Origin of the sequence: Alistipes sp. AF14-19, from assembly GCF_003461645.1 — a bacterium.
GTDB lineage: Bacteria > Bacteroidota > Bacteroidia > Bacteroidales > Rikenellaceae > Alistipes > Alistipes shahii.
The window spans coordinates 35,715-60,336 of sequence record NZ_QTXM01000002.1 but is presented as its reverse complement, the minus strand read 5'-3'; the positions used below and the strand labels follow the sequence as shown (position 1 = coordinate 60,336).

The following is a 24,622-nucleotide window of genomic DNA, read 5'->3' as shown; positions in this document are numbered from 1 at the left end:
TTTTTGAATGCCGTGCAAAGCCGACATCCAATTTTTTTCGTCTGTCCGGCCGGTTCTTTCCGCCCAAGCGTCAGAGAATCCCGTTCTCGGAGAACACTTTGCGGTAAAACTCCGCCTTCCACTCCACGGGACGCGGGAAGGCCCGCGACGAGGAGGGCATGCGCCACAGCGTCAGGTCGCGCCCCGCAAAGGGCATCGGCACGCACTCCCCCACGGCCGGTTCGCCGCAGCCCGTGATGGCGCGCAGCGTGTCGGTGGCCTTCTGTCCCGTCGTGACGACGGCCCGGCAGGCGGGAATGCGGGCCAGCAGGGTTTCGAGATCGACTTCGCGCACCACTTGAAGTGACGCGTCCGACGCATTGTCCTTCAGCCGGATGACCTCCACGGCCGTATCGTAGAGCGCAATCCCCCGCTCACGGCAGAAGGCCTCGATTCGCTCCCGGTCGAACCGCCGTCCGCCCGGTTCCAGGAAGTGCATCTTGTCGCCCGTAGCAAGGTAGCCCACGATCCGCCACATGTCGTTTTGCAGGTTGGGATAGAAGAACTCCATCGACCAGCGGATGCGTTTGGGCGGAAAGCTGCCCAGCATCAGCAGGCGGGCGTTTTCGGGCAGGAAAGGTTCAAGGGGATGCCGTTCGCTATTCATAGAATTTTTCATCGAAATTTACAAGATATAATTTATCGGTGGCGCGCGTCAGGGCCGTATAGAGCCAGCGGAGCATGTCGCGCGACATCGGCTCGTCGCCGAACAGGCAGCGGTCGACGAAGACCGCCCGCCACTGGCCGCCCTGCGCCTTGTGGCACGTGACGGCGTAGGAAAACTTCACCTGAACGGCGTTAAAATGCGGATTCTCACGAATTTCCTTAAAGCGTTTCAACTTGCTTTTGATGTCCGTGTAGTCCTTCTCCACCTCGTAGAAAAGGCGCGTCGACTCCTCCCGGGTGAGCGACGGCGACTCCGAGGCGATCGTATCCAACAGAATCTTGCACTCGATCTCCGCATCGTTGTAGTCGGGAAATTCGAGCACGGCGTCGGCGAAGCGGAAACCATAGAAATCCTCGAACCGCCTGAGGCGTTTCAGCCGCGCGATGTCGCCGTTGGCGATGAAGTTCATCGGGCAGTCTTCGGTATGCTCGGGGAAGTAGTAGTTGTTCTTGACGACCATCAGCATGTCGCCGCTCTCGATCTCCTCCTCGGCATAGAGCACGTTGCGGCGGATGCCCTCGTTGTAGCGGTTGGCCCGCTTGTTCGAGCGCGTGATGACGATCGTCTCGTCGCGGCCGTATCTGGCATAGCAATCCTGAAGTTTTTCGAGGAACTCGCCGCCCACGACCGCCTCGATGTCGGGAAAATCCATCTCGAAGCGGGGAATCTCGTAAAGGCCGTTTTCGAGCATGCAGCGCACCAGCGTGGCGTTGAAGAGGATGCCCGACTGCGCCTCCTGCCGCACCACCTCGTCCATCGTGCCGTAGACGATGCCGCCGTAGGCATCCATCGACACCGGGTCGAGCGCCGGGCTGAAATCGGCCCCGACGGGCGGCAGCTGCGCGCTGTCGCCGACCAGCACCAGACGGCATCCGCGGCCGCTGCGGACATACTCCACGAGGTCCGAAAGCAACGATCCGCTGCCGAAAACGGCTCCGCCCTGCGTGTTGTCCGAAAGCATCGAAGCCTCATCGACGATGAACACCGCCCCGCGTTCGGGGTTGATGTTGAGCGAGAATTTCGATTCGTAATCGGCATTCGTGCGCTGGCGGTAAATGCGTTTGTGGATGGTAAGTGCCTTCTCTTGAGCGTATTGGGCCAGCACTTTGGCGGCACGCCCTGTGGGGGCCAGCAGCACGGGTTTGATTCCCAGATCTTTAAGCGCGCCGACAAGCCCGGCGATAAGCGTCGTTTTTCCGGTTCCGGCATAACCGTTCAGCACGAAAATCCTCGAAAAATCGTCGTCTGCAAGGTATTCGGACAACTTTTCTATAATTTTTTTTTGTCCGGGAGTTGTTTCGAAACAAATTTTAGCGTAAATTTGGGTCGCGATACGTGTGCTGAACATGCGTCGGTTTTTAATTGATGCAAAATTAATAACAAATATTTATTTAAAATGAAAAAACTCTTTCAAATCATTCTTGCCGTAGCAATCGTGGGTTTGGTCTACGTCATCTACGTCCAGATCTCAACTCCGATCCGGTTCGACAAAGAAACGAAGGCGAAGAAAGCCCAGGTTATCGATCGCATCAAGGATATCCGTACGGCACAGCGCGCCTTCAAATCCAAGTACCAGCATTTCACGGCCAGCTTCGACTCGCTGTCGGCTTTCGTGCTGACCGACACGCTCGAACTGGAGCGCAAGATCGTCGACGAAGACGACTCGGCGGCCATGGCCATGCTGAAGAAGTCGGGCAAAAAGAATATTGAAAAGTTCAAAATCGCTGTAATCGACACCATTTTCGCCCCCAAGAAGGTGACGCGTCAGGATGTCGAGAACTTCCGTTTCATTCCCGGAACCGGCAACAAGGCCCAGTTCATCATGGAGGCCGGCATCATCACCACCGAGTCGAAGGTCGTGATTCCCGTCGTGGAGTGCCGCGCACCCTACAAGGCGTTCCTCGACACGGTGGCTTACCGTCAGGAGGTAATCAACCTGATCGACGAAGAGCAGAACAACTTCAACCGCTATCCCGGCGTCAAGTTCGGATCAATGGATTCCGGTAACAATGAGGCAGGCAACTGGGAGTAACACGCCGCAGTCAGGCAATAAGGTGTCCATTCAGCTCTCGTTGGATGGACACTCTTTTTCGGTCCCTGCACTCTCGGAACTGCCTGCCGGAGAGGCCCCGGTGACGGTCGAGCTGCTGCTGCCCGGCACGATGCTCGTGCCGGGCGAACTCTTCGACGCGGAGCGGGGCGCCGAGATGCTCGCGGCCAACGGCATGCCGCCGACGGCGGAGGAGAGCGTCGTCGCCAGCGACCCGGAAGCGGAATTCGTCGCCGTCACTGCGATAAACCGCGAGGCGCTGCGGCAGGTGGAGGAGAAGCTGGGCGACAGGGCGCGGTTCACCACCCCGCTGCTGCACACCCCCGCGAATACGGCCAAAACCGTGTGGATGAGCCGCCGGGCGGGACTTCTATATATTAAGGTATACGACGGCGGCGAATTGCAGCTGGCCGAAGCGATTCCCGCGGCGACGGACACCGATGCCGCCTACTTTTTCGAACGGCTCGACGGCTGTTTCCCGTTAAAGGAATACGAACTCCGCATTGCGGGCGACAACCCGAAAGCGGCGCGCAAACTGCTCGGCAAACGATTCAGACAGACGACATGCGAATAGTCAGCGGAAAATACCGGGGCCGGGCGATCAACCCGCCCAAAAACCTGCGTGCGCGGCCCACGACCGACTTCGCCAAGGAGAACCTCTTCAACGTGCTGGGCAACCTGCTCGATTTCGAGGAGTGCGACGTGCTCGACCTCTTTGCCGGCACGGGGTCGATCAGCTACGAATTCGCCTCGCGCGGCGCACGGAGCGTCACGGCGGTCGAGATCAACGCCGTGCATCACGATTTCATCCGCCGGACGGCCGCACTGCTGGGGATCGAAAACTTCTACCCTGTCAAGGCCAACGTTTTCCTCTACCTGAAAAGCTGCGCCAAGCAGTTCGACGTGATCTTCTCCGACGCCCCCTACGACCTGGAGGGCAGCGAACAGGTCGTGAAGCTGGTCCTGGAACGCGGGCTGCTCCGTCCGGGCGGCATCCTGATCTTCGAACATTCGAAAAAAATGGATTTTTCGGATCTCGATGAGTTCTGGCAATTAAGAAGTTACGGAAGCGTGCAATTTTCTTTCTTCAAAAAGCCGTAAAACCATTTGCCGATTAAAAAAAATACACTATCTTTGCATTCGCAATAACCGGAATGGTGCGTTAGTTCAGCTGGTTAGAATACGTGCCTGTCACGCACGGGGTCAGGGGTTCGAGTCCCCTACGCACCGCAGAGTTCGAAGAAACAAACCGAAAAAGCCTTGTAAACGGATCGTTTACAAGGCTTTTTCGTTGTTCGCGGCGGATGCCGGATTCGTCCTCCGCGAAATTCCGGATGCCCGAGGCGAATGCGATCGGCCCCGGCAAACGGACAAAAAGGCGGTTGCGGGCATCAATTCCGGCAAATCGCATCCGGCGCCCTATCCCCCGCCTACTCCACCAGACGGACGAAGCAGGCGTCGCTGACATTGGGACCGTCGCCGGCAGTCCAGTCGCTTATCAGAAACGCATTCGACCCGAAATGGTTGAAATCGTATGTCGAAACATTGATGTCCCACGAGGAGGTTCCGTTCGACTGCCGGTTGCACCAGTAGAGTCCCCCGAAATTGGTGTAGATGGTATGGAAAAGCGGACGATAACGTACATCGGAAGAGGTATAGAGTGCGCTGCGGGCGGCGTAACGCAATACGCCGTACTTTCCATTCTCCTGGGCGCAATGCTTCCGGCGACCGTATCCGGACACGCCCACCGGGAAGAAGATATTGGCCCCGGCGCCGCCCGAATTGAGACTTCCCGCAGGATTGAAGACGAAACAGCCGCGCATGCCCTTGTTCGTGTTGCTCGCATTGTAACAGGCATAGCCGTTCACGTCCGACAGGTTCAGCGAAGTCTCGGTCGAAGCATCGTCGTAGAGCACGCCGAACGCAAACTGGCAGTTCTTCTGCAACGCCTCGAAATCCGCCAGTTCAGCGACATGGCACTGCCTGCCGCCGATGGTTTGCGGCATGTTGCTGAAGCCCTCCGAACTGCGCGACTTGCTCGTTATCCGGGTCTGCCCGGGGACCGCATTCCAGGTTCCCGTCAGCCCCGAACTCGTGGGAGCCAGCCGGAACGGAGTCGTGGCATGGTCGGCAAACCGGTCGAACTGGTTGTTGACGGCGTCAATGGGCTGGTCGACATTGCCGTAGCGGAAGAGCGAACCCTCCTCGCAGGGCGCGGCGGCCTCGTGATCCTGATATTTCAGGTTGAATGTGTGCCATTTGGCCGATCCGGCCACCCGGATGGGGGCATAGCCCTGACGCACGAAGATGTGGTGGTAGCACGACAGGTTGTGATAGCGGACCAGGATGATGCCGCACCGGCTTTGATCTTCGCCGATCGTACCGGCGGGCTGACAGGTAAAGCGGATTTCGGACCCGGTCGATCCCTCCACCGTGCCGCCCAACACGCCGTTGAGCTTGATCCACTCCTTGCCGACCTCGACCTCGGCCTTCCAGGGACCTTCGGTAAATCCCCGCCCCGCCGCCGGTTTGCCCTTCCGGCACGCCGCCGTTCAGACGCTTCAGCCGCAAAACGGCGGTCAACACCCTTCACAGGGCGAGACAGCGTGAAGGCGACAAAAAAAATTTCAATGCTTTTGTCCTTAAGAATTAAGCAGATTGGTGCGAATGCCGCCGGCGCGCCGCACAAAAAATCAAAAAAAAAGTTGCAGACTAAAAAAAATGTAATACCTTTGCACTCGCAATAACCGGAATGGTGCGTTAGTTCAGCTGGTTAGAATACGTGCCTGTCACGCACGGGGTCAGGGGTTCGAGTCCCCTACGCACCGCAGAAACAAAAGGAACTTTCGGAAAAGTTCCCACGAAAATGAAAATCACCCCTGTCAGAAATCTCTCCGGCAGGGGTGAAATCCTATCTATACCCCATCTTGTCAGACCCCCCTTTCACTTTTCACTTTCCACTTTTCACCTTTCACTTTTCCATCCCTCCTCCGCTCCGACATCCGCCGACTCCGATCCATTTATTTTCCATAGGAAATTTGTTTTGTCGGAAAATAATCAATACTTTCGCAACGTTATTTCAATGGAAAACGTAAACCCGTTATAAGATGAAACTGCTGAAACGACATTGGCCGACGCTGCTGGGAGCGGCGCTGGGAGCCTTGGGAGGCTATCTCTACTGGTATTTCGTGGGGTGTGCCGACGGCACGTGCCCGATCACCTCCTCGCCGCTCAACAGCACGCTGTGGGGCGCCGTCATGGGCGGACTGCTGTTGAGCATGTTCGAACCGAAACCGCCCCGGAAAGAGTGAAAAAACGGGCGCCCGGTCGGTTCCGGACGCCCGTTTTTGCGGCTGACGGCCGCTATCGCCCCGTCACGCGCATGTAACGCGCCAACGAAGTCCGGTAAGCGGCGCATGCCGAGGTGAAGTCGTTGCGGCTCCGGGTGTAGAGCGTCTCGGCGTCCAGCAGGTCGGTGAGCGGAGCCGTTCCGGCCTGGTAGAAATTGCGGTTCTGCCGCAGGTTCTCGGCGGCCGACGTCACGGAACGCCGCGTCAGCAGAATCTGCGCATAGGATTCCTGCACCTCGCTCCACGTCCGCTCGATCTCCACGGCCAGCATCTCGCGGGCCTGCAACCGATCGTTCTCGGCCTGCTGCTCCCGGATGCGGGCCTTCTTCAGGGCGTGCGCCCCGCCCCACCAGTCGGAGATGGGGACCGACACCTGGGCGAAAACCAGCCCGTCGTCCACATCCTTGTCCGTCACGTTGTAGTAGAGGTAGCCGGCCCCGACGCCCACCGTCGGCAGGCGTTTGCCGCGCTCCATGCGCTTCCGGTACTTCTGAGCCTCGACATTCTTCTCGGCGAGCCGGTACTCGGCCCGGTTGTCCAACGCCTCCTCGACCGGCACGTAGAACGCCGCGGGCGCCTCGGGCTGGCCGAACTCCGCCGCCGCCACGTCGAAAGCGCGCCAGTCGACGCCGATATGCTGTGCCAGCAGCATCTTCGAGACTTTCAGTCCGTTTTCGACCTTCAGGCGGTTCGACGCGATCTCCTGCTGCCGCAGTTCCACGCGCAGCAGGTCGTTCGTCGTCACCAGCCCGGCCTTGACCGAGAGTTCCACCTGGCGGTGAATCTCCTCCAGCTGGCGTTCCACGGCTTCGATGGTCGAAAGGTTGTCGCGCAGCGACACGACCTGCCAGTAATAGGCGTCGGTCTGCTCGCGCACCTCGGACTCGGTCTTCTGCAACTGCAACCGCCCGACCTCCTCGCCCAGCCGGGCGAGCTTGTTGCCGTTGACGATCTTCAGCCCCGCGAAGACGGGCTGCACGGCCGTGATGCCGCCCACAATCCCCCGCTTGACCATCGACAGCGGCAGGTTCATCGTCCCCAGCTGCGGGATGGTCATGCCGAAATCGGCCTGCACCAGTCCGTGCTGGGCCTGGAAAACGCCTCCCGTGGCCGAGACCTGCGGGAAGTAGCCGGTCAGCGCCTCGCGGCGCGTTTGCAGGGCCGCTTCAAGCTCGAACCGGCCGTCGCGGAGCGTGCGGTTGTGTTCGGCGGCGGCTGCGCGGCATTCGTCGAGCGTCAGGGTCTGCGCTCCGGCCGGAAGGGCCGTGCAGCAGAGAATCAGATATACGAGAGCCTTTTTCATCACTTGTAGATTTTGGAGTAAAGAACCGGAAGGATCGTGACCACGAGGATCAGCGAACCGATGCCTCCGGCGAAAATCGTAACACCCACGGGCGCCCAGAACGTACTGCCTCCCAACATCATCGGCACGACGCCCACGGCCGTGGTGGCCGTCGTGAGGAAGATCGGGACCATGCGGCGCTTTCCGGCGTCGTAGGCCGCCAGCTTGCCCGACCAGTGGCAGACCTTGCGTTTGTCCTCGGCATGCTGGTACATCAGGATCACGTTCCGCACGATCATGCCCAGCAGGGTGATGAAACCCAGCACCGAGGTCAGCCCGATGGTGAAGTCGGCGATCCACAATCCGACCATCGCGCCGAACAGACACAGCGACATCGAGGCCATGACGACCAGCGTGATGCCGAATTTGCGGAAGTTGACGAGGATGAAGAAGAAGATGATCACCAGCGAGATGCTCAACCCCGCGGCGATGGGCGGCAGGGTCTCGGCGTCGAACTCGTGCGCGCCGCCCAACTCGGTCTCGACGCCCGGCGGGAGCGGAATCTCGTCTTTCAGCATCCGGCTGATGCGCGAGGTCATCCGCATCGCGTTGGCGCCGCGTTTCAGGTCGGCCGTCACGGTGATGCAGCGCATGCCGTTGCGGTGGACGATCTTCGACTGGCTCCACGCGGGTTCCACGTCGGCGATCTGCCGCAGAGGCACGCTCACCCCCGGCACGGGCGAGGAGACATAGGTGTCCCCGATGTCCGACAGCGAGCGTTCGCCCAGCCGGGCGTCGCGCTTGAGCACCACCGGGAGCCTGTAATCGCCCTCCCAGACCGAACCCACGGCCACGTCGCCCGACGCCAGGGCCATGTTGGCGGCCACGACCGTGCGCGTGATGCCCAGCTGCGACGCCGTGACGGGATCGAGCCGCACCTCGGCGATCGCCCGCGGGTCCTCGTAATCGGTATGCACCCATTGCAGTTCGGGCATCTGCCGCATGCGGGCCATCAGCCGGTCGGCCGCGGCGCGCAGCGAGTCGATGTCGCTGCCGTAGAAGCGGAATTCGAGCGACGGCACGTTCTGGTAGTCGAGCTGCTTGAACTTGACATAGGCTTCGGGGAAACGGTCGGCCCACGCGTCGGCGTACTCGTCGAGAATGGACTCCGTATCATCCACCGACGTGGTGTTGACGATGAACTGCGCGTAGTTCTTGCCCGCGATCTGCGGGGCGTAGCTCATCTGGAAGCGCGGCGACGAGCACCCCACGAACGAGGTGACCGACTTCACCCGTTCGTCGGCCCGCAGCGCCCGGTAAACCGAATCGGCGACGGCCCCGGTGCGTTCCAGCGGCGTGTCGGGGCGCAGGTAGATCTCCACGGCGAACTGGTCCCGGTCGGCGAAGGGAACCATGCGGAACTTGAGCTGCGTGGCGATCAGCAGCGACACGACCACCGAGGCGGCGCCGAGCGAGATCGTCAGCCACCCGTGGCGGAAGGTCCACGCCAGCACGCGGCGGTAGACGTCGTGCACCCGGTCGGTGAACGACCTGCGGCCGTCCCTGCGCACGTGCACGGCCGGAATGATCAGTATCTCGAGGAACGGAATGACCATCACGGCCAGCAGCAGCGACACCATCAGGTTAATGGTGATCGTCCACGGGAACCAGGTCAGGAAGTCGCCCATCATGCCCGTCATCGTGAAGAGGATCGGATAGAAGATCATGCAGATACAGATCGTGGCCAGCAGCAGCGAGGGGAAGAACTCCCGGGCGCTCTCCACGGCGGCGAACCACCGCGAATGGCCGCGCCCGAGGTAATCGAGGTAGCCGTCGATCACCACGATCGAGTTGTCGACGATCATGCCCAGCACGACGACCAGCGCGGCGAGCGTCACGGTGTTCAGCGGAATGCCGCAGAGGTACATCATGCCCACCGATATGAAGGTCGACATCGGGATCGTCAGCGCGGCGACGATGGCCGACCGCAGCGGGAAGAGGAGCATCATCACGACGATGATGATGGCCATGGCCACGAACAGGTCGCGCAGGAACGAGTGCACCGAGTCGCCGACGACCTTGGCCTGGTCGGCGATGCGCTGCACGCTGACATCGGCGGGAAGCTCCTCTTCGATGAAGGCGTGCAGCACCTCGTCGACCTCGCGGCCGTACTCCACGATGTTGTTCCCGGCCTGCATCTCCAGCGACAGCAGCACGCAGCGGTGGCCGTTGTTGCGGATATAGCTGTCCGGATCGTCGTACTCGCGCACGACGCGCGCCACGTCCTTCACCCGCAGGACGTGCCCTTCGGGATCGCTCCAGACGATCTGCTCGGCGACCTCCCGCTCCCCGGCCAGCGACGGCGCGATGTGGATCGGGGTCTCGGTCTCGGCATTGCTCACCGAGCCGCCCAGCGGGGTCAGCCCCTGCGCGGCCAGCGCCGCGGAGAGCGTCTTCTCGCCGATGCCGTAGGCCGCGAGCCGTTCGGGATCGGCGTAAACCGAGATCTGCTCCTGCTGCACGCCGTAGGGGCGCAGGTTGGAGACCGATTCGATGCGGCGCAGACGGTCGCTCAAATCGTCCATATACCCTTTCAGTTCGCGGTAGGAGCGCGTGTCCGATTCGAGGGTGATCAGCAGCGCCGAGGTGTCGCCGAAATCGTCGTTGGTCACCACGGCCGCGACACCCGCAGGCAGCTGCATCTTGAACGCCGCCAGCCCGTGCTTGACTTTCGACCATACCTCGTCCTTGTCGTTCACATCGTCGTTCAGCTCGACCATCACGTAACACATGCCGTTCTGCGACGTGGAGGTGGTCTTCGCACGCTTCACCTCCTTATAGGTCATCAGGAACTGTTCGAGCGGCTTCGCCAGCTGCTCTTCGACCTCCTCGGCCGTCGCCCCGGGATAGACGCCCACGACGACGCCCTGCCGGATCGTGTACTCGGGGAACTCCTGCTTGGGAATGCGCGCAAGGGCGTAGATTCCGAACACGAACAGGCAGCCCACGATCAGGAAGGTGATGCGGAAATTCCGCATCGACCAGGCTATTACGCTATTCGAACTTCTCATCGCCATACGACTTTACTGCCCTCGCCGATCTTCTGCATGCCGTCCACGACGATGCGGTCGCCCGCCGCGACGCCCCCGGTCAGCACGATGCCGTTGTTCACCAGCCGCCCCGTCGTGACGGCCGTACGCACGGCCGAATCGCCGCGCACGGTCCACACGAAACGGCTCCCGTCGCCCGCCTGCTGCACGGCGCGCAGCGGAACGGCGATCTCCTCGGCCGACTCTGCGGGCGAAACCGTCACGCGGCACACCATGCCCGGCAGCAACTCGCCAGCGGCGTTGTCCAGCGTGGCGCGCACGTCGTAGGTGTGGGCCGCGGGATTGGCCACGGCGCCCTTTTCGATCTTCCCGGCGGGGAACACCCGGTCGCCGAGCGCGGCGACGCCCACCCCGATCCGGCTGTCGGCGCCGAGCCGGGCGATCTCCTGCTCGGGGACCGAGAAGCGCACCTTGACGCGTCCGACTTCGAGCAGCGTCAGCACGGGAACGCCCGGCAGGGCCGTCTCCCCGGCCGAAATCCGCCGCTGGCCGACCACCCCGGAAAAGGGCGCGTAAAGCGAGCAGTCCTCCAGATTCTTCTTCGCGATCCCGAAGGCCGCCTCGGCCTGCCGCAGCCGGGTCTGCGCCTCGACCCACTTGATCTCGGGCAGGCTCTCGGCGTCGTAGAGCTGTTTCAGACGCGCGCAGGCGTCCTTCGCCTGATTCAGCGCGGCTTCGGCGGCCTCGAAAGTCCGGCGCGCCGAGGTGGGATCGAGCTCGGCGAGCAGGTGACCTTTGCCGACGCGCCGGCCCTCGTCCGCAAAGGTGCGGGCGACGGTCCCGGCGACGGGGAAGCTCAAGGCGGCCGAAGACTCCTCCTCGATCGCACCTACATAAACGGCCGCCCCGACGTCGGCCGAGGGCGCGGCCACGATGGTTTCGACACGCAGCGGATCGACCGTGCGGTTCTTTTTCGGAGATGAACAGCCGGCGGCCAGCAGCAGCGCGGCACAGAAAACAGTTCGTTTCATCGGTTCTTCAATTTTTCGATGCAAAGTTCCCCTTTTAGCCTCCTCCGGAAAAGGCCGCCGTGTCGGTTAAATTAGCCGATTGGTTCGATTTCCAACCTTTCGACAAATCGTATTCGGCAAATTCGTTATATTTGCCCGAAATACGACCGATAAAATGAACGAAAAGGAGATTCAGAGCTTCTCGCTCGAAACATTGCTCACCGTCAACGAACCGCGCCCGGAAGACCTCTATTTCGATGGCTGTCTGATCGCTTCGCGCGTCAAGATCATGGACACGGTCAACATCGACCTGTTCCGCTACCCGACGCGTCTCGATGCCTTCGCGATCCTTTTTTGTTCCGAAGGTTCGATTTCGTTCACCTCGGGACTGCGCCGCCACACGCTCGACGCGAAGATGCTGTTCGTCTTCCTGCCCGGCTCGATTCTGCAAGTGGAATCCATCCGGCCGGAGTCCTCGGTCTACACGGTGATCTACGAAGAGGAGTTCATCCGGCGCATCAATATCGACATCAAACTGCTTTCGAGGCTCTTTTTAAGCGTCGAGAAACAGCCCTGCCTGCGGCTCTGCGAAGCCGAATGGGCCGGCATCACCGGCTCGTTCGCCGAAATCCGCTCCGAGAGCCTGCCCCGCCCGGGCGACGTCTATTCGCCGGAGATCCTGCGCTCGATGATCCGCACGCTGGCCTACAAGGTCTGCCGCATCATCGGGCGGCACATCGAGTCGCAGCCCGCCCCGGAGACCTCGGCCCGCAGCCGCAACGACGAGTATTTCAACCAGTTTATGAGCGAACTGACCAAACATTACATGCAGGAGCGTTCGGTGGGCTTCTACGCCGGGCAGCTGCACCTGACGCCCAAATACCTCACGACGATCATCCGCAAGACCTCGGGCCGCACCGCCGCCGAATGGATCGACGACTACGTGGTGCTCGAAGCCAAAAACCTGCTGAAATATTCGACGATGAGCATTCAGGAGATCGCCTACTGCCTCAATTTCCCCAACCAGTCGTTTTTCGGCAAGTATTTCCGCAGCCACACGGGCATGACCCCGTCGGCATACCGGATGAGCAAATAGCCGGAGGTTTTGCAGCGGTCCGACTTTTTCGTATATTTGGTGTCGTAACGACACTTTCCGAAGGTCGGCAGGTCCCACCGAATCGCACGGCAGTCCGGTTTTGCAGCGGTCCGACTTTTTCGTATATTTGTAAATAAAGTGCATCCCGATATGGCAAAATACGATTTCGATCAACTGATCCCGCGCCGGGGAACCAACTCGGTGAAGTGGGACGAGGAACCTGCGGCCGACATCCTCCCGATGTGGGTCGCCGACATGGATTTCCGCACGGCCCCGTGCGTCGTCGAGGCGCTCCGCCGCCGGGTGGAGCACGGCGTCTACGGCTACGCCACGGTCCCGGAGAGCTACTACGGGGCGGTCACCTCCTGGTTTGCCCGGCGGCACGGCTGGGCGCCCGGAGCGGACTGGATACTACCCGTGACGGGCGTGATCCCGGCGCTCTCGGCCATTCTCCGGGCGCTGACCCGCCCCGGAGACCGGGTGCTGGTGCTGACGCCCGTCTACAACCACTTCTTCATCGCCATCGACAACAGCGGGTGCTCCGCCGCGGAGTGCGAACTGACTTACGGCGACAACCGCTATACGGTCGATTTCGACGCGCTGGAACGCCGGGCCGCCGACCCTGCCGTGAAACTGATGCTGCTCTGCAACCCGCACAACCCCGCGGGGCGGGTCTGGACGCCCGAAGAGCTGCGCCGCATCGGCGACATCTGCCTGCGCCGCGACATACTGGTCGTGGCCGACGAAATCCACTGCGAGCTGGTGATGCCGGGATTCCGCTACACCCCCTTCGCCTCGCTTTCGGAGGAGTTCGCGCGCCGCTCGGTCACCTGCGCCTCGCCCAGCAAGGCATTCAACCTCGCGGGAGTGCAGGTGGCCAACATCTTCGCCGCCGACGCCGGCCTCCGGGAACGGATCGCCCGGTCGCTCGAAATCAACGAGACGGGCATGATCAGCCCCTTCGCCATCGAGGCTCTGACGGCGGCCTACACGGACGGCGCCGAGTGGCTCGACGCGCTCAACGGCTACCTGTGGGAAAACTACCTTTTCCTGCGGGACTACTTCGCGCGGCATCTTCCGCAGTTCCCGGTGCTTCCGCTGGAAGGGACCTACCTCGTCTGGGCCGACTGCCGGGCCGCGGGGCTGTCGTCCGACGCGCTCACCCGACGGCTGCTGGACGAAGGCCGCCTGCACGTCAACTCCGGGTCCATGTACGGCGCCGCGGGCGAAGGCTTCATCCGCCTGAACATCGCCTGCCCGCGCAAACTGCTGGCCGAGGGTCTCGACCGCCTGAAAAGGGTTCTGACGGCCTGAAAAACGGTTGGCTTTCCGAAAAATATTGCTACCTTTGCACAAGTTAATCACACCTGTAACCCAAATGAAGAAAATAGCACTTCTGCTGCTGTTAGCAGCCTCTTTTTCAATGCCGGCATTCGCCGCCGACGGCGCCGAACCGATCAAACTGATCTCCTACAACCTACGCACCAGCCACGGCAAGGACGGCGACAACGTCTGGATGAAACGTCGTCACGCCACTCCGGAGATGATCCGCCGGGAGGCTCCCGACGTGTTCGGCGTGCAGGAAGGACTTATCGACCAGCTGCACTACATCGACGCCGAGTGCCCGCAGTACGCCCGCGTGGGCGTGGGCCGCGACGACGGCGCCGAGAAGGGCGAGTTCATGGCCGTCTACTACCTGCGCGACCGTTTCGAGCTGCTCGACAGCGGCACGTTCTGGCTCAGCGAAACGCCCGACAAGGTGTCGCGCGGCTGGGACGGGGCCTGCAACCGCACGGTGACGTGGGTCGAACTCAAGGACCGGAAGTCGGGCAAGGAGTTCTTCTATTTCAACACCCACCTCGACCACAAGGGCAAGGCGGCGCGCGAAGAGGGCGTGAAGCTGCTCATCGAAAAGATCCACGAGATCGCCGGCAAGAAAGCCCCGGCCATCGTCGGCGGCGACTTCAACACCCCGGTCGACAGCCCGATCTTCAAACCCCTGACCAAATATATGGTCTCGGCCCGCGCCAAGGCCGCGACGACCGACCACAAGGGGACTTTCAACGGGTTCGGCTCGGCTCCCGACACCATCGTCATCGACCACCTCTACTACCGCGGCAAGCTCAAATGCCAGCTATTCGCCACGCTCGACGGCAACTACGGAGCGCCCTACATTTCGGACCACTACCCCATCGCGATGGTCTTCACACTTTAAGAACACGAAAAATCCCGGAGCGCAAACTCCGGGATTTTTCGTATCGCCGCACGCCGGCCGCCCCGGCTACCCTTTCCGGCTGCGCAGGACCACGACCGACACCGCCGCCACGATCAGCAGGATGCCCGCGGCGCCCTTCGCCGTGAAAGGCTCGGCAAAAACCCAGACGCCGATCACCACGGCGGTCAGCGGCTCCATGGCCCCGAAAATCGAGGTCAGCGTCGGCCCGATGCTCTTGACGGCCTGCACCAGCGCCATGTTCGAGACGGCCGTCGCCGGAATGGCCACACCGAGGATATAGAGCCACGTATGCGGGTCGGTCTCAAGACGCACGCCGCCCGTCAGCAGGCCCCCGGCGATGAAAAACAGCGCACCGAAGGCCATCACGCAGCAGGTCAGCACCGTGGAGTCGATCTCCACCGCGCGGCTCCGGCGCACGCCCACGATGTAACCGCCGTAGGCGACGACCGAGACGGTCGCCGAAACGATCCCCAGCGTCGTGTCGCCGTGCGAGAAATCGACGTTGCCCAGCGACAGCAGCACCGCGCCGACGATCGACATGCCGATCGCCGCGAAGGTCCACACCGAACCGCGTTCGCGGAAGAAACACATCATCACGACGGCCACGACCAGCGGATACATGAAGTGAATCGTCGAGGCCACCCCGCTGGCGATGTTCTGATAGGCGATCACCAGGCTCAGCGACGTCGCAGCGCGGAACAGGCTCAGCAGGAACACCGTGCCCAGTTCGCGCCTCCCGAGGCGGAAATCGCACCCCGCCAGCAGGCCGTAGGCTCCCAGACACAACGACGCCACCCCCCAGCGGTAGGTCAGGACCTCGAACGACGAATAACCCACGCCCAGCAACAGCAGGGTGAACAGCGGGGCCAGTCCGAATGTCGACGAGGAGAGAGCCGCCCAGAGAATGCCTTTGACACGCAACATAAAAAACTCGTTTGGAGCCGCAAAAATAAGAAATATATCGCCATTCCGCACAGCCCCGGAGTGAAAAGCGCCGCCGCAAAGCGGTTTTCCCCGTTTCCCGGCCGGGGTTCCGGAATCCGCCGCCGGGACCGTCCCGAACTCTCGCCGCCCGGCCGACTGTCGCCGGGCCTGCCTCCGCCCCGCAATCGACGACGGCCGCTTTTCCGCCGCAGGCCCGGCAATCAGCGCCGAATCGCTTGCCCGTGCGGAATTTAATGCTACCTTTGTCGTATAAACCCCGATCGCATGAAATGGTACTCGAAATACCTCCCCGTCTATGAAAAGCCCTTCGCCGAAGTCCCCGCGGAGACCGTCGCCGAAGTGCGCGCGAAACTCGCCGAACGACAGTCGGACCGGCCGCTGGCGACCGTGTCGGTCATCGCCTGCAACGAGGAAAAACGGCTGACGGCCTGTCTCTGGTCGCTCGCCGAACAGCGATGCCGCTACCCGATGGAGATCATCGCCACGGACAACCTGTCGAAGGACCGCACGGCGGAGATTTTCGAAACCCTCGGTCTGCCGTGGCAGCGCGAAACGACGCCCGGATGCGGCCATGCACGCCTCTGCGGACTGAACCGCGCCCGGGGAAAATACCACATCAACATCGACGCCGACACCATATACCCGCCGCGCTACGTCGAAACGATGGTCGACGCGCTGGAACGCCGGGGCGTCGTGGCGGCCAGTTCGCTGTGGAGCTACATTCCCGACGCAGCCCACTCCGCCGCCGGACTTTGGTTCTACGAACTGGCCCGCGACACGCACCTGTGGCTCCAGTCGTTCCAACGTCCCGAATTGAGCGTCCGCGGACTGGTTTTCGCCTACGACACCGAGCTGGCCCGCAAGGTGGGCATCCGCACCGACATCATCCGCGGCGAGGACGGATCGCTGGCCCTCGGACTCAAGCCGTACGGCCGCATCGCCTTCGTCCGCAGCCGCCGGGCGCGCGCCGTGACGGGCTACGGCACCGTCTCGAAGGACGGCACGCTGCTGGACAGTTTCCGCGTGCGGGCCGTCAAGGCGCTGAAAGGCCTCGGCGGAATGTTTTTCAAAAAATCGGAATACAAGGACGAGGAGGACAACCTGTTGAAATAGCGCTTTGGCCCGGACCCAACCAAAGGCCCGGGCCAAAGTGCGGAACCAGGCAGAAAGCATCAGACCGGGCAGAGAGCGCCGGACCGGGCAGAAAAGCACCGGACCGGAAACGGCCGGCCCCGCCCCTCTACCCGGCCCCTTACAGCGATCAGAACCGCTTGGTGTAGGCGTGGCAATAGGGCTGCGCGCCTTTGCGGTCGTAATAGTCCTGGTGATACTCTTCCGCCGGCCAGAAAGTCGTGGCCGCCGTGACGCGCGTGGCGACGTCGTACCCTTTCGCACGCAGCTCGGCGATCAGTTTTTCAGCCGTCGCGCGCTGGGCCGGTGTCGTATAGAAGACCTCCGAACGGTACTGGTCGCCGATGTCGGGTCCCTGCCGCCCGACCTGCGTGGGGTCGTGAATCTCGAAAAAGAGCCGCGCCAGCTTTTCGTAGGAGACTTTCGCCGGATCGAACGTCACCCGCACCGCCTCGGCATGTCCCGTGCGGTGGCTGCACACCTCCTCGTAAGTGGGATTCTCCGTATGTCCGCCGATGTATCCCGACACGACATCGAACACCCCCGGCTCCTTCGAAAGCAGATGCTCCACGCCCCAGAAACAGCCTCCGGCGAAGATCGCCGTCTCGGTCCGCTCCTTTTTCGCCGCGGGCACGAACTCCAGCGACACGGAGTTGACACAGTGGCGCGTGTTCCGGGGCGTAAAACCCTCGCCCGTGAAAACATGGCCCAGATGGCCGCCGCACCGGGCGCAGGTGATCTCCGTGCGCCGCCCGTCGGCATCGACGGTCCGTTTCACGGCTCCGGGAATCTCGTCGTCGAAACTCGGCCAGCCGCACCCCGCGTCGAACTTGTCCGACGAACGGTACAACGGCGCGCCGCACTGCCGGCAGACGTAGGTTCCGTCCTCCTTGTGTTTGTAATAGCGGCCCGTGAAGGGGGCCTCGGTCCCCTTGTCCACGATCACCCGCTTCTCCTCCGGTGTCAAAGGTTTCATATTTTGTCCATTTACGGTCCCGCACAGGGCGAGGCAAATTATCAGAATAACGGTTTTCATAAATATCTCCAATCAAAAACTGCGCCGCCCGGGCAAAAAGCAGGATTCCGGAGAAGATCCCAAACGCCGATTCGGGTCCGGACCGTTTCGCCTCGCCCGCACCCCTGAAAGCCGGGTTATGACAAGGGCGGACGCCCCGTTCCGAAGCGTATCGGCCAGCCCCTGCCTATAAACCGCACATCTTGCGCCCGCGCAGGAACACCTGCCGGATCAGCGGCGTCTGGTAGGCATAGGAGAAAAATTCGACCGACGGCATCGGTTTGGTTATGAAAAAGTTGGCGGCCTTACCTAAAGTGACGCTTCCGTAGTCGCGGCTCAACCCCATGGCATAGGCGCCGTTGAGCGTCGCGGCGTTGATCGCCTCGGCGGGGGTCATCTTCATGCGGATCGAGGCCAGCGAACAGACCATGCGCATGTTGCCCGAGGGCGACGACCCGGGGTTGTAGTCCGAAGCCAGCGCCACGCCCAGCCCGGCGTCGATCATCGCGCGCGCCGGAGGATAGCTCATCCCGAGGAAGAACGCCGCGCCCGGCAGCAGCGTCGGCATGGTCGCCGCGCCGCGCAACGCTTCGATCTCCTCCCGTCCCATGCGTTCGAGGTGGTCCACCGACAGGGCGTCGCAGGCCACGCCCACCTGCACGCCGCCCGAGACGGCCAGTTCGTTGGCATGGATTTTCGCCCGCAGCCCCAGTTTGCGCGCGGCCTTGAGAATACGGGCCGTCTCTTCGACCGTGAAAAAACCTTCGTCGCAGAAGACGTCGACGAAATCGGCCAGCCCTTCGGCCGCCACGGCGGGCAGCATTTCGTTGCACACCAGATCGACATACTCCCCCTGCCGTCCCCGGTAGGCACGCGCCACGGCATGCGCCCCGAGGAACGTGGCCCGCACCTCCAGCGGCACGCTTTCGCGGATGCGGCGGATGACGCGCAGCATCTTCAGCTCGTCCCCGGTCGAAAGGCCGTAGCCGCTCTTGATCTCCACGCACCCCGTACCCATCGCCGCGATCTCGCGCACGCGCTCCATCGCCTGCGCATAGAGTTCGTCCTCCGGAGTCTCGTGCAGCCGGTCGGCGGAGTTGAGAATGCCCCCGCCCCGCCGGGCGATCTCCTCGTACGACAAACCGTTGATCTTGTCCAGAAACTCCCGCTCGCGGCTCCCGGCGTAGACCAGGTGGGTGTGCGAGTCGCAGAACGACGGAAAGAGCATGCCTCCTGCCGCGTCGACGACCTCGTCGGCGGCGATGTCGCCCAGAGAGTCCATGCGTCCGAACGCCGCGAAACGGCCGTCTTCAGCCAGCAGCCACGCGTCGTCGAGCGTGCCCAGCTTGTTCATGTCGGCGCCGCAGCAGCGCAGACGGCCCGTCGATTCGATGCCGACGATGCGGGCGATGTTCTTCACCAGCAGTCTCATAGGCCGCGGAGGAATCGGACGGAGGCTTCGATATGGGGATACATCACCTCGTCGTTGTCGATGAAGGGAACCTCTTTGCGATAGTCGGCCAGCATTCGCTCCAACTCGGGCGACGTGTGCGCCGGGCGGCGGAACTCGATGGCCTGCGCGGCGTTGAACAGCTCGATGGCCAGCACCCGTTCGGTGTTGCAGACCACGCGCCAGAGCTTCGTGGCAGCGTTGGAACCCATGCTCACATGGTCCTCCTGCCCCTGCGACGAGGGGATCGAATCGACCGACGCGGGCATGCACAGCCCCTTGGACTGGCTCACGATCGACGCCGCGGTATACTGCGGAATCATAAAGCCGCTGTTCAGCCCGGGGTTCGCCACGAGGAATTTGGGCAGTTCGCGCGCCCCGGAGATCAGTTTGTAGGTGCGACGCTCGGAGATGTTGCCCAGCTCGGCCAGGGCGATCGCCAGGAAATCCATCGCCAGAGCGATCGGCTGTCCGTGGAAATTGCCCGCCGAGACGACCATGTCCTCCTCGGGGAAGACCGTCGGATTGTCCGTCGTGGAGTTGATTTCCGTGGTCAGCACGCTCTCCACATAGTCGATCGTGTCCTTCGAGGCTCCGTGAACCTGCGGCATGCAGCGGAACGAATAGGGGTCCTGCACGTGGTGCTTGGGGCGGGCGATCAGTTCGCTGCCTTCGAGCAGCCCGCGGACATTCCGGGCCGTGGCGAGCTGCCCCCGGTGGGCGCGGATCAGGTGCACCTCGTCGCAGAAAGGCTCGATACGACCGTCGAAGGCGTCTAACGACAACGCCCCGATGCGGTCGGCCCACTCGCTCAGCCGCCGGGCGTGGATCAGCGACCAGACGCCGTAGGCGCTCATAAACTGCGTGCCGTTCAGCAGCGCAAGGCCCTCTTTCGACTGCAACCGGATCGGCTCCAGCCCCAGTTCGGCAAGCACTTCGGCCGAGGGACGCACCTCGCCCTTATACTCCACCTCGCCCAGCCCCAGCAGCGGCAGGCTCATATGTGCCAGCGGCGCGAGGTCGCCCGAAGCGCCCAGCGAACCCTGCTGATAGACGACGGGCAGGATGCCGCGGTTGAAAAACTCCACGAGACGCTCCACCGTCGCCAGCTGCACGCCCGAATGGCCGTAGGCGAGCGACTGTATCTTGAGCAGCAGAATCAGCCGCACGATCTCCGAGGGCACGCGCTCCCCGGTTCCGCAGGCGTGCGACATCACGAGGTTCTGTTGCAGGCGCGACAGCTCGTCGCGGCCCACCGAAATGTCGCACAGCGACCCGAAACCGGTCGTGATGCCGTAGATCGGCCGCTCGGGGTTCTCCATCTTGCGGTCGAGGTACTCGCGGCAGCGGACGATGCGCGCCCGGGCGTCGTCGCTCAACGCGAGCGGCAGCCGCCGTTCGAGGATTTCGCGGACGCGCCCGACCGAAAGGTGCTCCGCGGTGATATGGTGATGTTCCATGGATGACAATTCAAAATTCATAATTCGAAATTCATAATTTATCCGAAGCGCCGCCCTGTTCGTTCAGCGCCTCGCGGACAAGTTCCTCGTCGGCAAAAACAGGCAGGGTCACACGCAGTCCGGGCGTGCGGTCCATTTCGCGGCGGATGGCTTCGACGGCCCCTTCGTTACGCGCCCAGCTGCGGCGGGCGATGCCGTTGTTGACGTCCCACAGCAGCATTTCGCGGATGCGGCGGCCGGCATCCTCCGAACCGTCGATCACCATGCCGAAGCCGCCGTTGATCACCTCGCCCCAGCCCACGCCGCCGCCGTTGTGGATCGAAACCCACGTCGCGCCGCGGAACGCATCGCCGATGACGTTCTGCACGGCCATGTCGGCCGTCAGGCACGAACCGTCGTAGATGTTCGAGGTCTCGCGGTAGGGCGAATCGGTTCCCGAAACGTCGTGATGGTCGCGCCCCAGCACCACGGGAGCCGTGATGCGGCCCTCGGCGATGGCCCGGTTGAACGCCTCGGCGATCTTCACGCGCCCTTCGCAGTCGGCATAGAGAATGCGCGCCTGCGACCCGACGACCAGCCGGTTGCGCCCGGCCTCGCGAATCCAGTGGATATTGTCGTCCAGCTGCCCCCGGATGTCGTCGGGAGCCGTCTTCCGGATCTCCTCCAGCACTTCGGCGGCCAGAGAGTCGGTCGTTTCGAGGTCTTCGGGCTTCCCCGAGGTGCAGACCCAGCGGAACGGCCCGAAGCCGTAGTCGAAGAACATGGGTCCCATAATGTCCTGCACGTAGGAGGGATAGCGGAAGCGTCCGCCCTCGCCCGTCACCGCGGCCCCGGCGCGCGAGGCTTCCAGCAGGAAGGCATTGCCGTAGTCGAAGAAATACATTCCCCTGTCGGTCAATTTGTTGATGGCATCGACCTGCCGCCGCAGCGACTCCTGCACACACTCTCTAAAGCGGCCCGGCTCCTCGGCCATCATCTTGTTCGACGCCTCGTAGCTCAACCCCACGGGATAGTAACCGCCCGCCCAGGGGTTGTGCAGCGAGGTCTGGTCCGAACCCAGGTCGACCGGAATCTCCTCCGCGGCCAGCCGCTCCCAGAGGTCCACGACGTTGCCCACATAGGCCATCGACACGACCTCTTTCGCCTTGACAGCCTGGCGGATACGCGGGATCAGCTCATCCAGCGCTTCATGCAGCTCGTCGACCCATCCCTGCTCGTGGCGTTTCTGCGCCGCCTTGGGGTTGATCTCGGCGACGACCGACACCACGCCCGAAATATTGCCCGCCTTGGGCTGCGCTCCCGACATGCCGCCGAGACCCGACGAGACGAACAGCATCCCGCGCGTATCGGTGCGGCCGGCCGTGAAGCGTTTGCGCGCGGCGTTCATCACCGTGATCGTCGTGCCGTGGACGATGCCCTGCGGCCCGATATACATGTACGACCCGGCGGTCATCTGCCCGTACTGCGACACCCCGAGGGCGTTGAGCCGCTCCCAGTCGTCGGGTTTCGAGTAGTTGGGAATCACCATGCCGTTCGTAACCACCACGCGCGGGGCGTCGGGATGCGACGGGAACAGCCCCAGCGGATGCCCGGAATACATGACCAAGGTTTGATTTTCAGTCATTTCCGAAAGATACTGCATCGCAAGGCGGTACTGCGCCCAGTTCTGGAACACGGCGCCGTTGCCGCCGTAGGTGATCAGCTCGTGGGGATGCTGGGCGACCCGCGGGTCGAGGTTGTTCTGAATCATCAGCATGATGGCCGCCGCCTGCCGGCAGCGGGCGGGATATTCGCCGATCGGACGCGCGTGCATCTCGTAGTCGGGACGCAGGCGGTACATATAGATACGGCCGTAGCGGCGCAGCTCCTCGGCGAACTCCTTCGCCAGCACGGCGTGGTGCCTGACCGGAAAATAGCGCAGGGCGTTTTTCAGAGCCAGCGTTTTCTCCTCGTCCGAAAGGATGTCCTTGCGTTTGGGCGCATGGTTGATCCGTTTGTCATAGGGTTTCGCGGCGGGCAGCCGGTCGGGAATACCCGCGCGAATGTCGTTCTGAAACTCTTCGCGTGTCATATTATCCGATTTTAGATTCGACGATCTGCAAGACCTCCGCTTCGAGACGCACGGCTTCGGCGGCCAGCGCCTCGGCCTCGGCGGTCAGCGCATCGGCCACGGCACGGTCCTTCAGCCCCGCGGCGTTGATCTTCACATTGAGGCACGCCCCCAGCACCGCGCTGCGGGCCGCCAGCGCACCCACGCCGGCGTCGGAGACCGAATTGGGGTTGCCCTCCGAGGCCATGGCGCGCACGATTTCAAAAACCCGCGAGGCGGCCTTCATCGTCCGCAGAGGAACCTCCGTGGCATAGAGCGTCGCCTCCTGCAACGCGGCGCTGCGCGCCGCCTTCTCCTCGTCGGTCGACTTGGGCATGGCGAAAACCGCCATGATGCGGTTGAACGCCGCCGTGTCCTCGTCCACGAGGTGCAGAAGCTCCGCAAGAACGGCCTGCCCCCGTTCGGCCCAGTCGGAAAACTCCTCCCAGCGGTCGTCCCACCCCGCCTTGTGCGACGAGAGGTTGGCGACCATCGTCCCGAGGGCCGCGCCCAGCGCACCCATGTAGGCCGCGATCGAGCCGCCGCCCGGAGCGGGAGATTCGCTCGCCGTCTCTTCGGCGAACGCCTTGCAGGTCATGTCGATAAGCCGCTTCTTCGGAACCTCCGCTTCAAGCAGGTACTCGATCACCTTCTCGGCAGGATCGAACGGCTTCAGGTCGTCCAATCCCATCGACTTGACGGCAATGCGGACGATCTCCTCCTCGGCGACGCCCGTCGAGCGACGCTGCTTGCGGAGGAAGTATTTGCCGGCTTCGACCAAAGCCCGTTTCGGAACCAGCCCCACGATTTCGGTCCCCGTGACGCGCACGCCGCGGGCGTCGGCCTTGCGGCACACCTCGTCGAAAGCCGCGTGGAGCGGCGTCCTGGAGATGTCGGTGATGTTCATCGAGACCTGCGCGATGCCGTACTCCTCGATGAACCAGCCGATGGCCTTCGTGGCCGGAAGCGTTCCGGGCTGCATCACGGGATTTCCCGCGGCATCCTTCACCACCCTGCCCGTGATGGGGTTGCCCTCGCGGACGGGACGCCCCTTTTCGCGCACGTCGAAGGCGATGGCGTTGGCGCGGCGCGTGGAGGTGGTGTTCAGGTTGAAATTCACGGCGATCAGGAAGTCGCGCGCCCCGACGGTCGTGGCTCCCGTGCGGGCAACCCCCTCGTCGAAGGGACGCGCCCCGAAATCGGGCGCGGATGCCGTGTGCGCCAGTTTCTCGGGCAGGGCCTCGTACTCCCCGGCGCGGCACACGGCGAGGTTTTTCCGTTCGGGCGCAAAGGCCGCGGCCTCGTAGCAATAGGTCGGAATGCGCAGTTCGTCGGCGATACGCCGGGCCAGCGCGCGCGCCAGTTCGGCGCACTCCGCAAGCGTGACGCCCGCAATCGGTATCAGCGGCAGCACGTCGGTGGCCCCCATGCGGGGATGCGCCCCCTTGTGGCGGCGCATATCGATCAGTTCGGCCGCCCGCTTCACCCCGGCAAAAGCGGCCTCGACGACCGCTTCGGGTTCGCCGACGAAGGTCACGACCGTGCGGTTGGTCGCCTCGCCGGGGTCCACGTCGAGCAGTTTGACGCCCCCGGAGGCCTCGATGGCCGCGGTGATTTGCCGGATCACGGCCTTATCGCGTCCCTCGCTGAAATTGGGAACGCATTCAATGATTCTTTGGGACATAGGATCGTCGCATTTAAATTCTTATACTTCAAAGATAAATAATAATCGGGAGAAATCCGAAAAAACCG

The 24,622-nt window shown here is 62.6% G+C and carries 20 protein-coding genes and 2 tRNA genes; 10 read left to right on the top strand and 12 right to left on the bottom strand.

What is annotated here, in order from left to right; translation table 11 throughout:
- Positions 1-70: 70 nt before the first annotated feature.
- Positions 71-646, bottom strand: a complete 576-nt coding sequence (locus tag DWW03_RS02500) for a uracil-DNA glycosylase family protein (RefSeq protein ID WP_022062321.1) — start codon at positions 644-646, stop codon at positions 71-73.
- Complete coding sequence (locus DWW03_RS02495) at positions 639-2,054, bottom strand: ATP-dependent RecD-like DNA helicase (RefSeq protein ID WP_118406248.1); 1,416 nt, start codon at positions 2,052-2,054, stop codon at positions 639-641. Before DWW03_RS02495 ends, DWW03_RS02500 begins: the two co-directional genes overlap by 8 nt.
- A gap of 48 nt (positions 2,055-2,102) precedes the next feature.
- Here DWW03_RS02495 and DWW03_RS02490 point away from each other — a divergent pair, with 48 nt between their 5' ends.
- The 4 genes from DWW03_RS02490 (at position 2,103) to DWW03_RS02475 (ending at position 3,986) form a co-directional block, all read left to right on the top strand.
- On the top strand, positions 2,103-2,738 hold the full coding sequence (locus DWW03_RS02490; protein ID WP_015546058.1) for a hypothetical protein: 636 nt from the start codon (positions 2,103-2,105) through the stop codon (positions 2,736-2,738).
- Between the two features lie 22 nt (positions 2,739-2,760).
- Positions 2,761-3,330, top strand: a complete 570-nt coding sequence (locus DWW03_RS02485) for a DUF3822 family protein (RefSeq protein WP_240046595.1) — start codon at positions 2,761-2,763, stop codon at positions 3,328-3,330.
- Positions 3,321-3,857: an RsmD family RNA methyltransferase gene (locus DWW03_RS02480; RefSeq protein ID WP_015546057.1), complete on the top strand. Its 537-nt coding sequence runs from the start codon at positions 3,321-3,323 to the stop codon at positions 3,855-3,857. Before DWW03_RS02485 ends, DWW03_RS02480 begins: the two co-directional genes overlap by 10 nt.
- Positions 3,858-3,912: 55 nt before the next feature.
- Positions 3,913-3,986 (top strand) — tRNA-Asp (locus DWW03_RS02475).
- Positions 3,987-4,186: 200 nt separating this feature from the next.
- Here the strand turns inward: DWW03_RS02475 and DWW03_RS02470 are convergent.
- Positions 4,187-5,203 (bottom strand): hypothetical protein, encoded by a 1,017-nt coding sequence (locus DWW03_RS02470; protein WP_181989599.1) that lies wholly within the window; start codon positions 5,201-5,203, stop codon positions 4,187-4,189.
- Between the two features lie 307 nt (positions 5,204-5,510).
- On the opposite strand from DWW03_RS02470, the gene DWW03_RS02465 reads away from it, so the two are divergent.
- Positions 5,511-5,584 (top strand) — tRNA-Asp (locus tag DWW03_RS02465).
- A 279-nt stretch (positions 5,585-5,863) separates the two neighbouring features.
- Complete coding sequence (locus DWW03_RS02460; protein ID WP_015546056.1) at positions 5,864-6,067, top strand: DUF6132 family protein; 204 nt, start codon at positions 5,864-5,866, stop codon at positions 6,065-6,067.
- A 52-nt stretch (positions 6,068-6,119) separates the two neighbouring features.
- Here the strand turns inward: DWW03_RS02460 and DWW03_RS02455 are convergent, their stop codons facing one another.
- Genes DWW03_RS02455 through DWW03_RS02445 form a run of 3 tightly spaced genes read right to left on the bottom strand, consistent with a single transcriptional unit; the run spans position 6,120 to position 11,469 of the window.
- Positions 6,120-7,409 carry a TolC family protein gene (locus DWW03_RS02455; RefSeq protein ID WP_015546055.1) on the bottom strand — a complete coding sequence of 430 codons (1,290 nt, stop codon included), beginning with the start codon at positions 7,407-7,409 and terminating at the stop codon, positions 6,120-6,122.
- Positions 7,409-10,459 (bottom strand): efflux RND transporter permease subunit, encoded by a 3,051-nt coding sequence (locus DWW03_RS02450; protein WP_044054673.1) that lies wholly within the window; start codon positions 10,457-10,459, stop codon positions 7,409-7,411. The genes DWW03_RS02455 and DWW03_RS02450 overlap by 1 nt, the downstream gene beginning before the upstream one ends.
- Positions 10,456-11,469, bottom strand: coding sequence for an efflux RND transporter periplasmic adaptor subunit (locus DWW03_RS02445; protein WP_015546053.1), 1,014 nt, complete (start codon positions 11,467-11,469; stop codon positions 10,456-10,458). Before DWW03_RS02445 ends, DWW03_RS02450 begins: the two co-directional genes overlap by 4 nt.
- 154 nt (positions 11,470-11,623) lie before the next feature.
- Here DWW03_RS02445 and DWW03_RS02440 point away from each other — a divergent pair, with 154 nt between their 5' ends.
- The 3 genes from DWW03_RS02440 (at position 11,624) to DWW03_RS02430 (ending at position 14,759) form a co-directional block, all read left to right on the top strand.
- A complete protein-coding gene (locus tag DWW03_RS02440) occupies positions 11,624-12,544 on the top strand; it encodes a helix-turn-helix domain-containing protein (RefSeq protein ID WP_015546052.1) in 921 nt (306 codons plus the stop codon).
- 150 nt (positions 12,545-12,694) lie between these two features.
- Positions 12,695-13,858 (top strand): MalY/PatB family protein, encoded by a 1,164-nt coding sequence (locus DWW03_RS02435; RefSeq protein ID WP_118406246.1) that lies wholly within the window; start codon positions 12,695-12,697, stop codon positions 13,856-13,858.
- Positions 13,859-13,922: 64 nt separating this feature from the next.
- Positions 13,923-14,759 carry an endonuclease/exonuclease/phosphatase family protein gene (locus DWW03_RS02430; RefSeq protein WP_118406245.1) on the top strand — a complete coding sequence of 279 codons (837 nt, stop codon included), beginning with the start codon at positions 13,923-13,925 and terminating at the stop codon, positions 14,757-14,759.
- A gap of 66 nt (positions 14,760-14,825) precedes the next feature.
- Here DWW03_RS02430 and DWW03_RS02425 read toward each other — a convergent pair whose 3' ends face one another.
- Positions 14,826-15,704 (bottom strand): DMT family transporter, encoded by an 879-nt coding sequence (locus tag DWW03_RS02425; protein WP_118406244.1) that lies wholly within the window; start codon positions 15,702-15,704, stop codon positions 14,826-14,828.
- A 285-nt stretch (positions 15,705-15,989) separates the two neighbouring features.
- On the opposite strand from DWW03_RS02425, the gene DWW03_RS02420 reads away from it, so the two are divergent.
- Positions 15,990-16,838, top strand: coding sequence for a glycosyltransferase family 2 protein (locus DWW03_RS02420; RefSeq protein WP_015546048.1), 849 nt, complete (start codon positions 15,990-15,992; stop codon positions 16,836-16,838).
- A gap of 148 nt (positions 16,839-16,986) precedes the next feature.
- On the opposite strand, the gene DWW03_RS02415 is transcribed toward DWW03_RS02420, so the two are convergent.
- From DWW03_RS02415 to ftcD, 5 genes are all read right to left on the bottom strand, one after another.
- Positions 16,987-17,832 carry a bifunctional methionine sulfoxide reductase B/A protein gene (locus tag DWW03_RS02415; RefSeq protein WP_118406243.1) on the bottom strand — a complete coding sequence of 282 codons (846 nt, stop codon included), beginning with the start codon at positions 17,830-17,832 and terminating at the stop codon, positions 16,987-16,989.
- Between the two features lie 226 nt (positions 17,833-18,058).
- Positions 18,059-19,303 carry an imidazolonepropionase gene (gene hutI / locus DWW03_RS02410; RefSeq protein WP_022062333.1) on the bottom strand — a complete coding sequence of 415 codons (1,245 nt, stop codon included), beginning with the start codon at positions 19,301-19,303 and terminating at the stop codon, positions 18,059-18,061.
- Positions 19,300-20,781: a histidine ammonia-lyase gene (hutH, locus tag DWW03_RS02405; RefSeq protein WP_118406242.1), complete on the bottom strand. Its 1,482-nt coding sequence runs from the start codon at positions 20,779-20,781 to the stop codon at positions 19,300-19,302. The genes hutI and hutH overlap by 4 nt, the downstream gene beginning before the upstream one ends.
- 31 nt (positions 20,782-20,812) lie before the next feature.
- Positions 20,813-22,852: a urocanate hydratase gene (locus DWW03_RS02400; RefSeq protein WP_118406241.1), complete on the bottom strand. Its 2,040-nt coding sequence runs from the start codon at positions 22,850-22,852 to the stop codon at positions 20,813-20,815.
- A gap of 1 nt (position 22,853) precedes the next feature.
- Positions 22,854-24,554 carry a glutamate formimidoyltransferase gene (gene ftcD, locus DWW03_RS02395; RefSeq protein ID WP_118406240.1) on the bottom strand — a complete coding sequence of 567 codons (1,701 nt, stop codon included), beginning with the start codon at positions 24,552-24,554 and terminating at the stop codon, positions 22,854-22,856.
- Positions 24,555-24,622: the final 68 nt, after the last annotated feature.

Excerpts from the sequence above, each read along its gene's own strand:
- DWW03_RS02500 (WP_022062321.1), bottom strand. The coding sequence starts at position 646 with ATGAATAGCGAACGGCATCCCCTTGAACCTTTCCTGCCCGAAAACGCC.
- DWW03_RS02495 (WP_118406248.1), bottom strand. The coding sequence starts at position 2,054 with ATGTTCAGCACACGTATCGCGACCCAAATTTACGCTAAAATTTGTTTC.
- DWW03_RS02490 (WP_015546058.1), top strand. The coding sequence starts at position 2,103 with ATGAAAAAACTCTTTCAAATCATTCTTGCCGTAGCAATCGTGGGTTTG.
- DWW03_RS02480 (WP_015546057.1), top strand. The coding sequence starts at position 3,321 with ATGCGAATAGTCAGCGGAAAATACCGGGGCCGGGCGATCAACCCGCCC.
- DWW03_RS02460 (WP_015546056.1), top strand. The coding sequence starts at position 5,864 with ATGAAACTGCTGAAACGACATTGGCCGACGCTGCTGGGAGCGGCGCTG.
- DWW03_RS02455 (WP_015546055.1), bottom strand. The coding sequence starts at position 7,409 with ATGAAAAAGGCTCTCGTATATCTGATTCTCTGCTGCACGGCCCTTCCG.
- DWW03_RS02450 (WP_044054673.1), bottom strand. The coding sequence starts at position 10,459 with ATGAGAAGTTCGAATAGCGTAATAGCCTGGTCGATGCGGAATTTCCGC.
- DWW03_RS02445 (WP_015546053.1), bottom strand. The coding sequence starts at position 11,469 with ATGAAACGAACTGTTTTCTGTGCCGCGCTGCTGCTGGCCGCCGGCTGT.
- DWW03_RS02440 (WP_015546052.1), top strand. The coding sequence starts at position 11,624 with ATGAACGAAAAGGAGATTCAGAGCTTCTCGCTCGAAACATTGCTCACC.
- DWW03_RS02435 (WP_118406246.1), top strand. The coding sequence starts at position 12,695 with ATGGCAAAATACGATTTCGATCAACTGATCCCGCGCCGGGGAACCAAC.
- DWW03_RS02430 (WP_118406245.1), top strand. The coding sequence starts at position 13,923 with ATGAAGAAAATAGCACTTCTGCTGCTGTTAGCAGCCTCTTTTTCAATG.
- DWW03_RS02425 (WP_118406244.1), bottom strand. The coding sequence starts at position 15,704 with ATGTTGCGTGTCAAAGGCATTCTCTGGGCGGCTCTCTCCTCGTCGACA.
- DWW03_RS02420 (WP_015546048.1), top strand. The coding sequence starts at position 15,990 with ATGAAATGGTACTCGAAATACCTCCCCGTCTATGAAAAGCCCTTCGCC.
- DWW03_RS02415 (WP_118406243.1), bottom strand. The coding sequence starts at position 17,832 with ATGAAACCTTTGACACCGGAGGAGAAGCGGGTGATCGTGGACAAGGGG.
- hutI (WP_022062333.1), bottom strand. The coding sequence starts at position 19,303 with ATGAGACTGCTGGTGAAGAACATCGCCCGCATCGTCGGCATCGAATCG.
- hutH (WP_118406242.1), bottom strand. The coding sequence starts at position 20,781 with ATGGAACATCACCATATCACCGCGGAGCACCTTTCGGTCGGGCGCGTC.
- DWW03_RS02400 (WP_118406241.1), bottom strand. The coding sequence starts at position 22,852 with ATGACACGCGAAGAGTTTCAGAACGACATTCGCGCGGGTATTCCCGAC.
- ftcD (WP_118406240.1), bottom strand. The coding sequence starts at position 24,554 with ATGTCCCAAAGAATCATTGAATGCGTTCCCAATTTCAGCGAGGGACGC.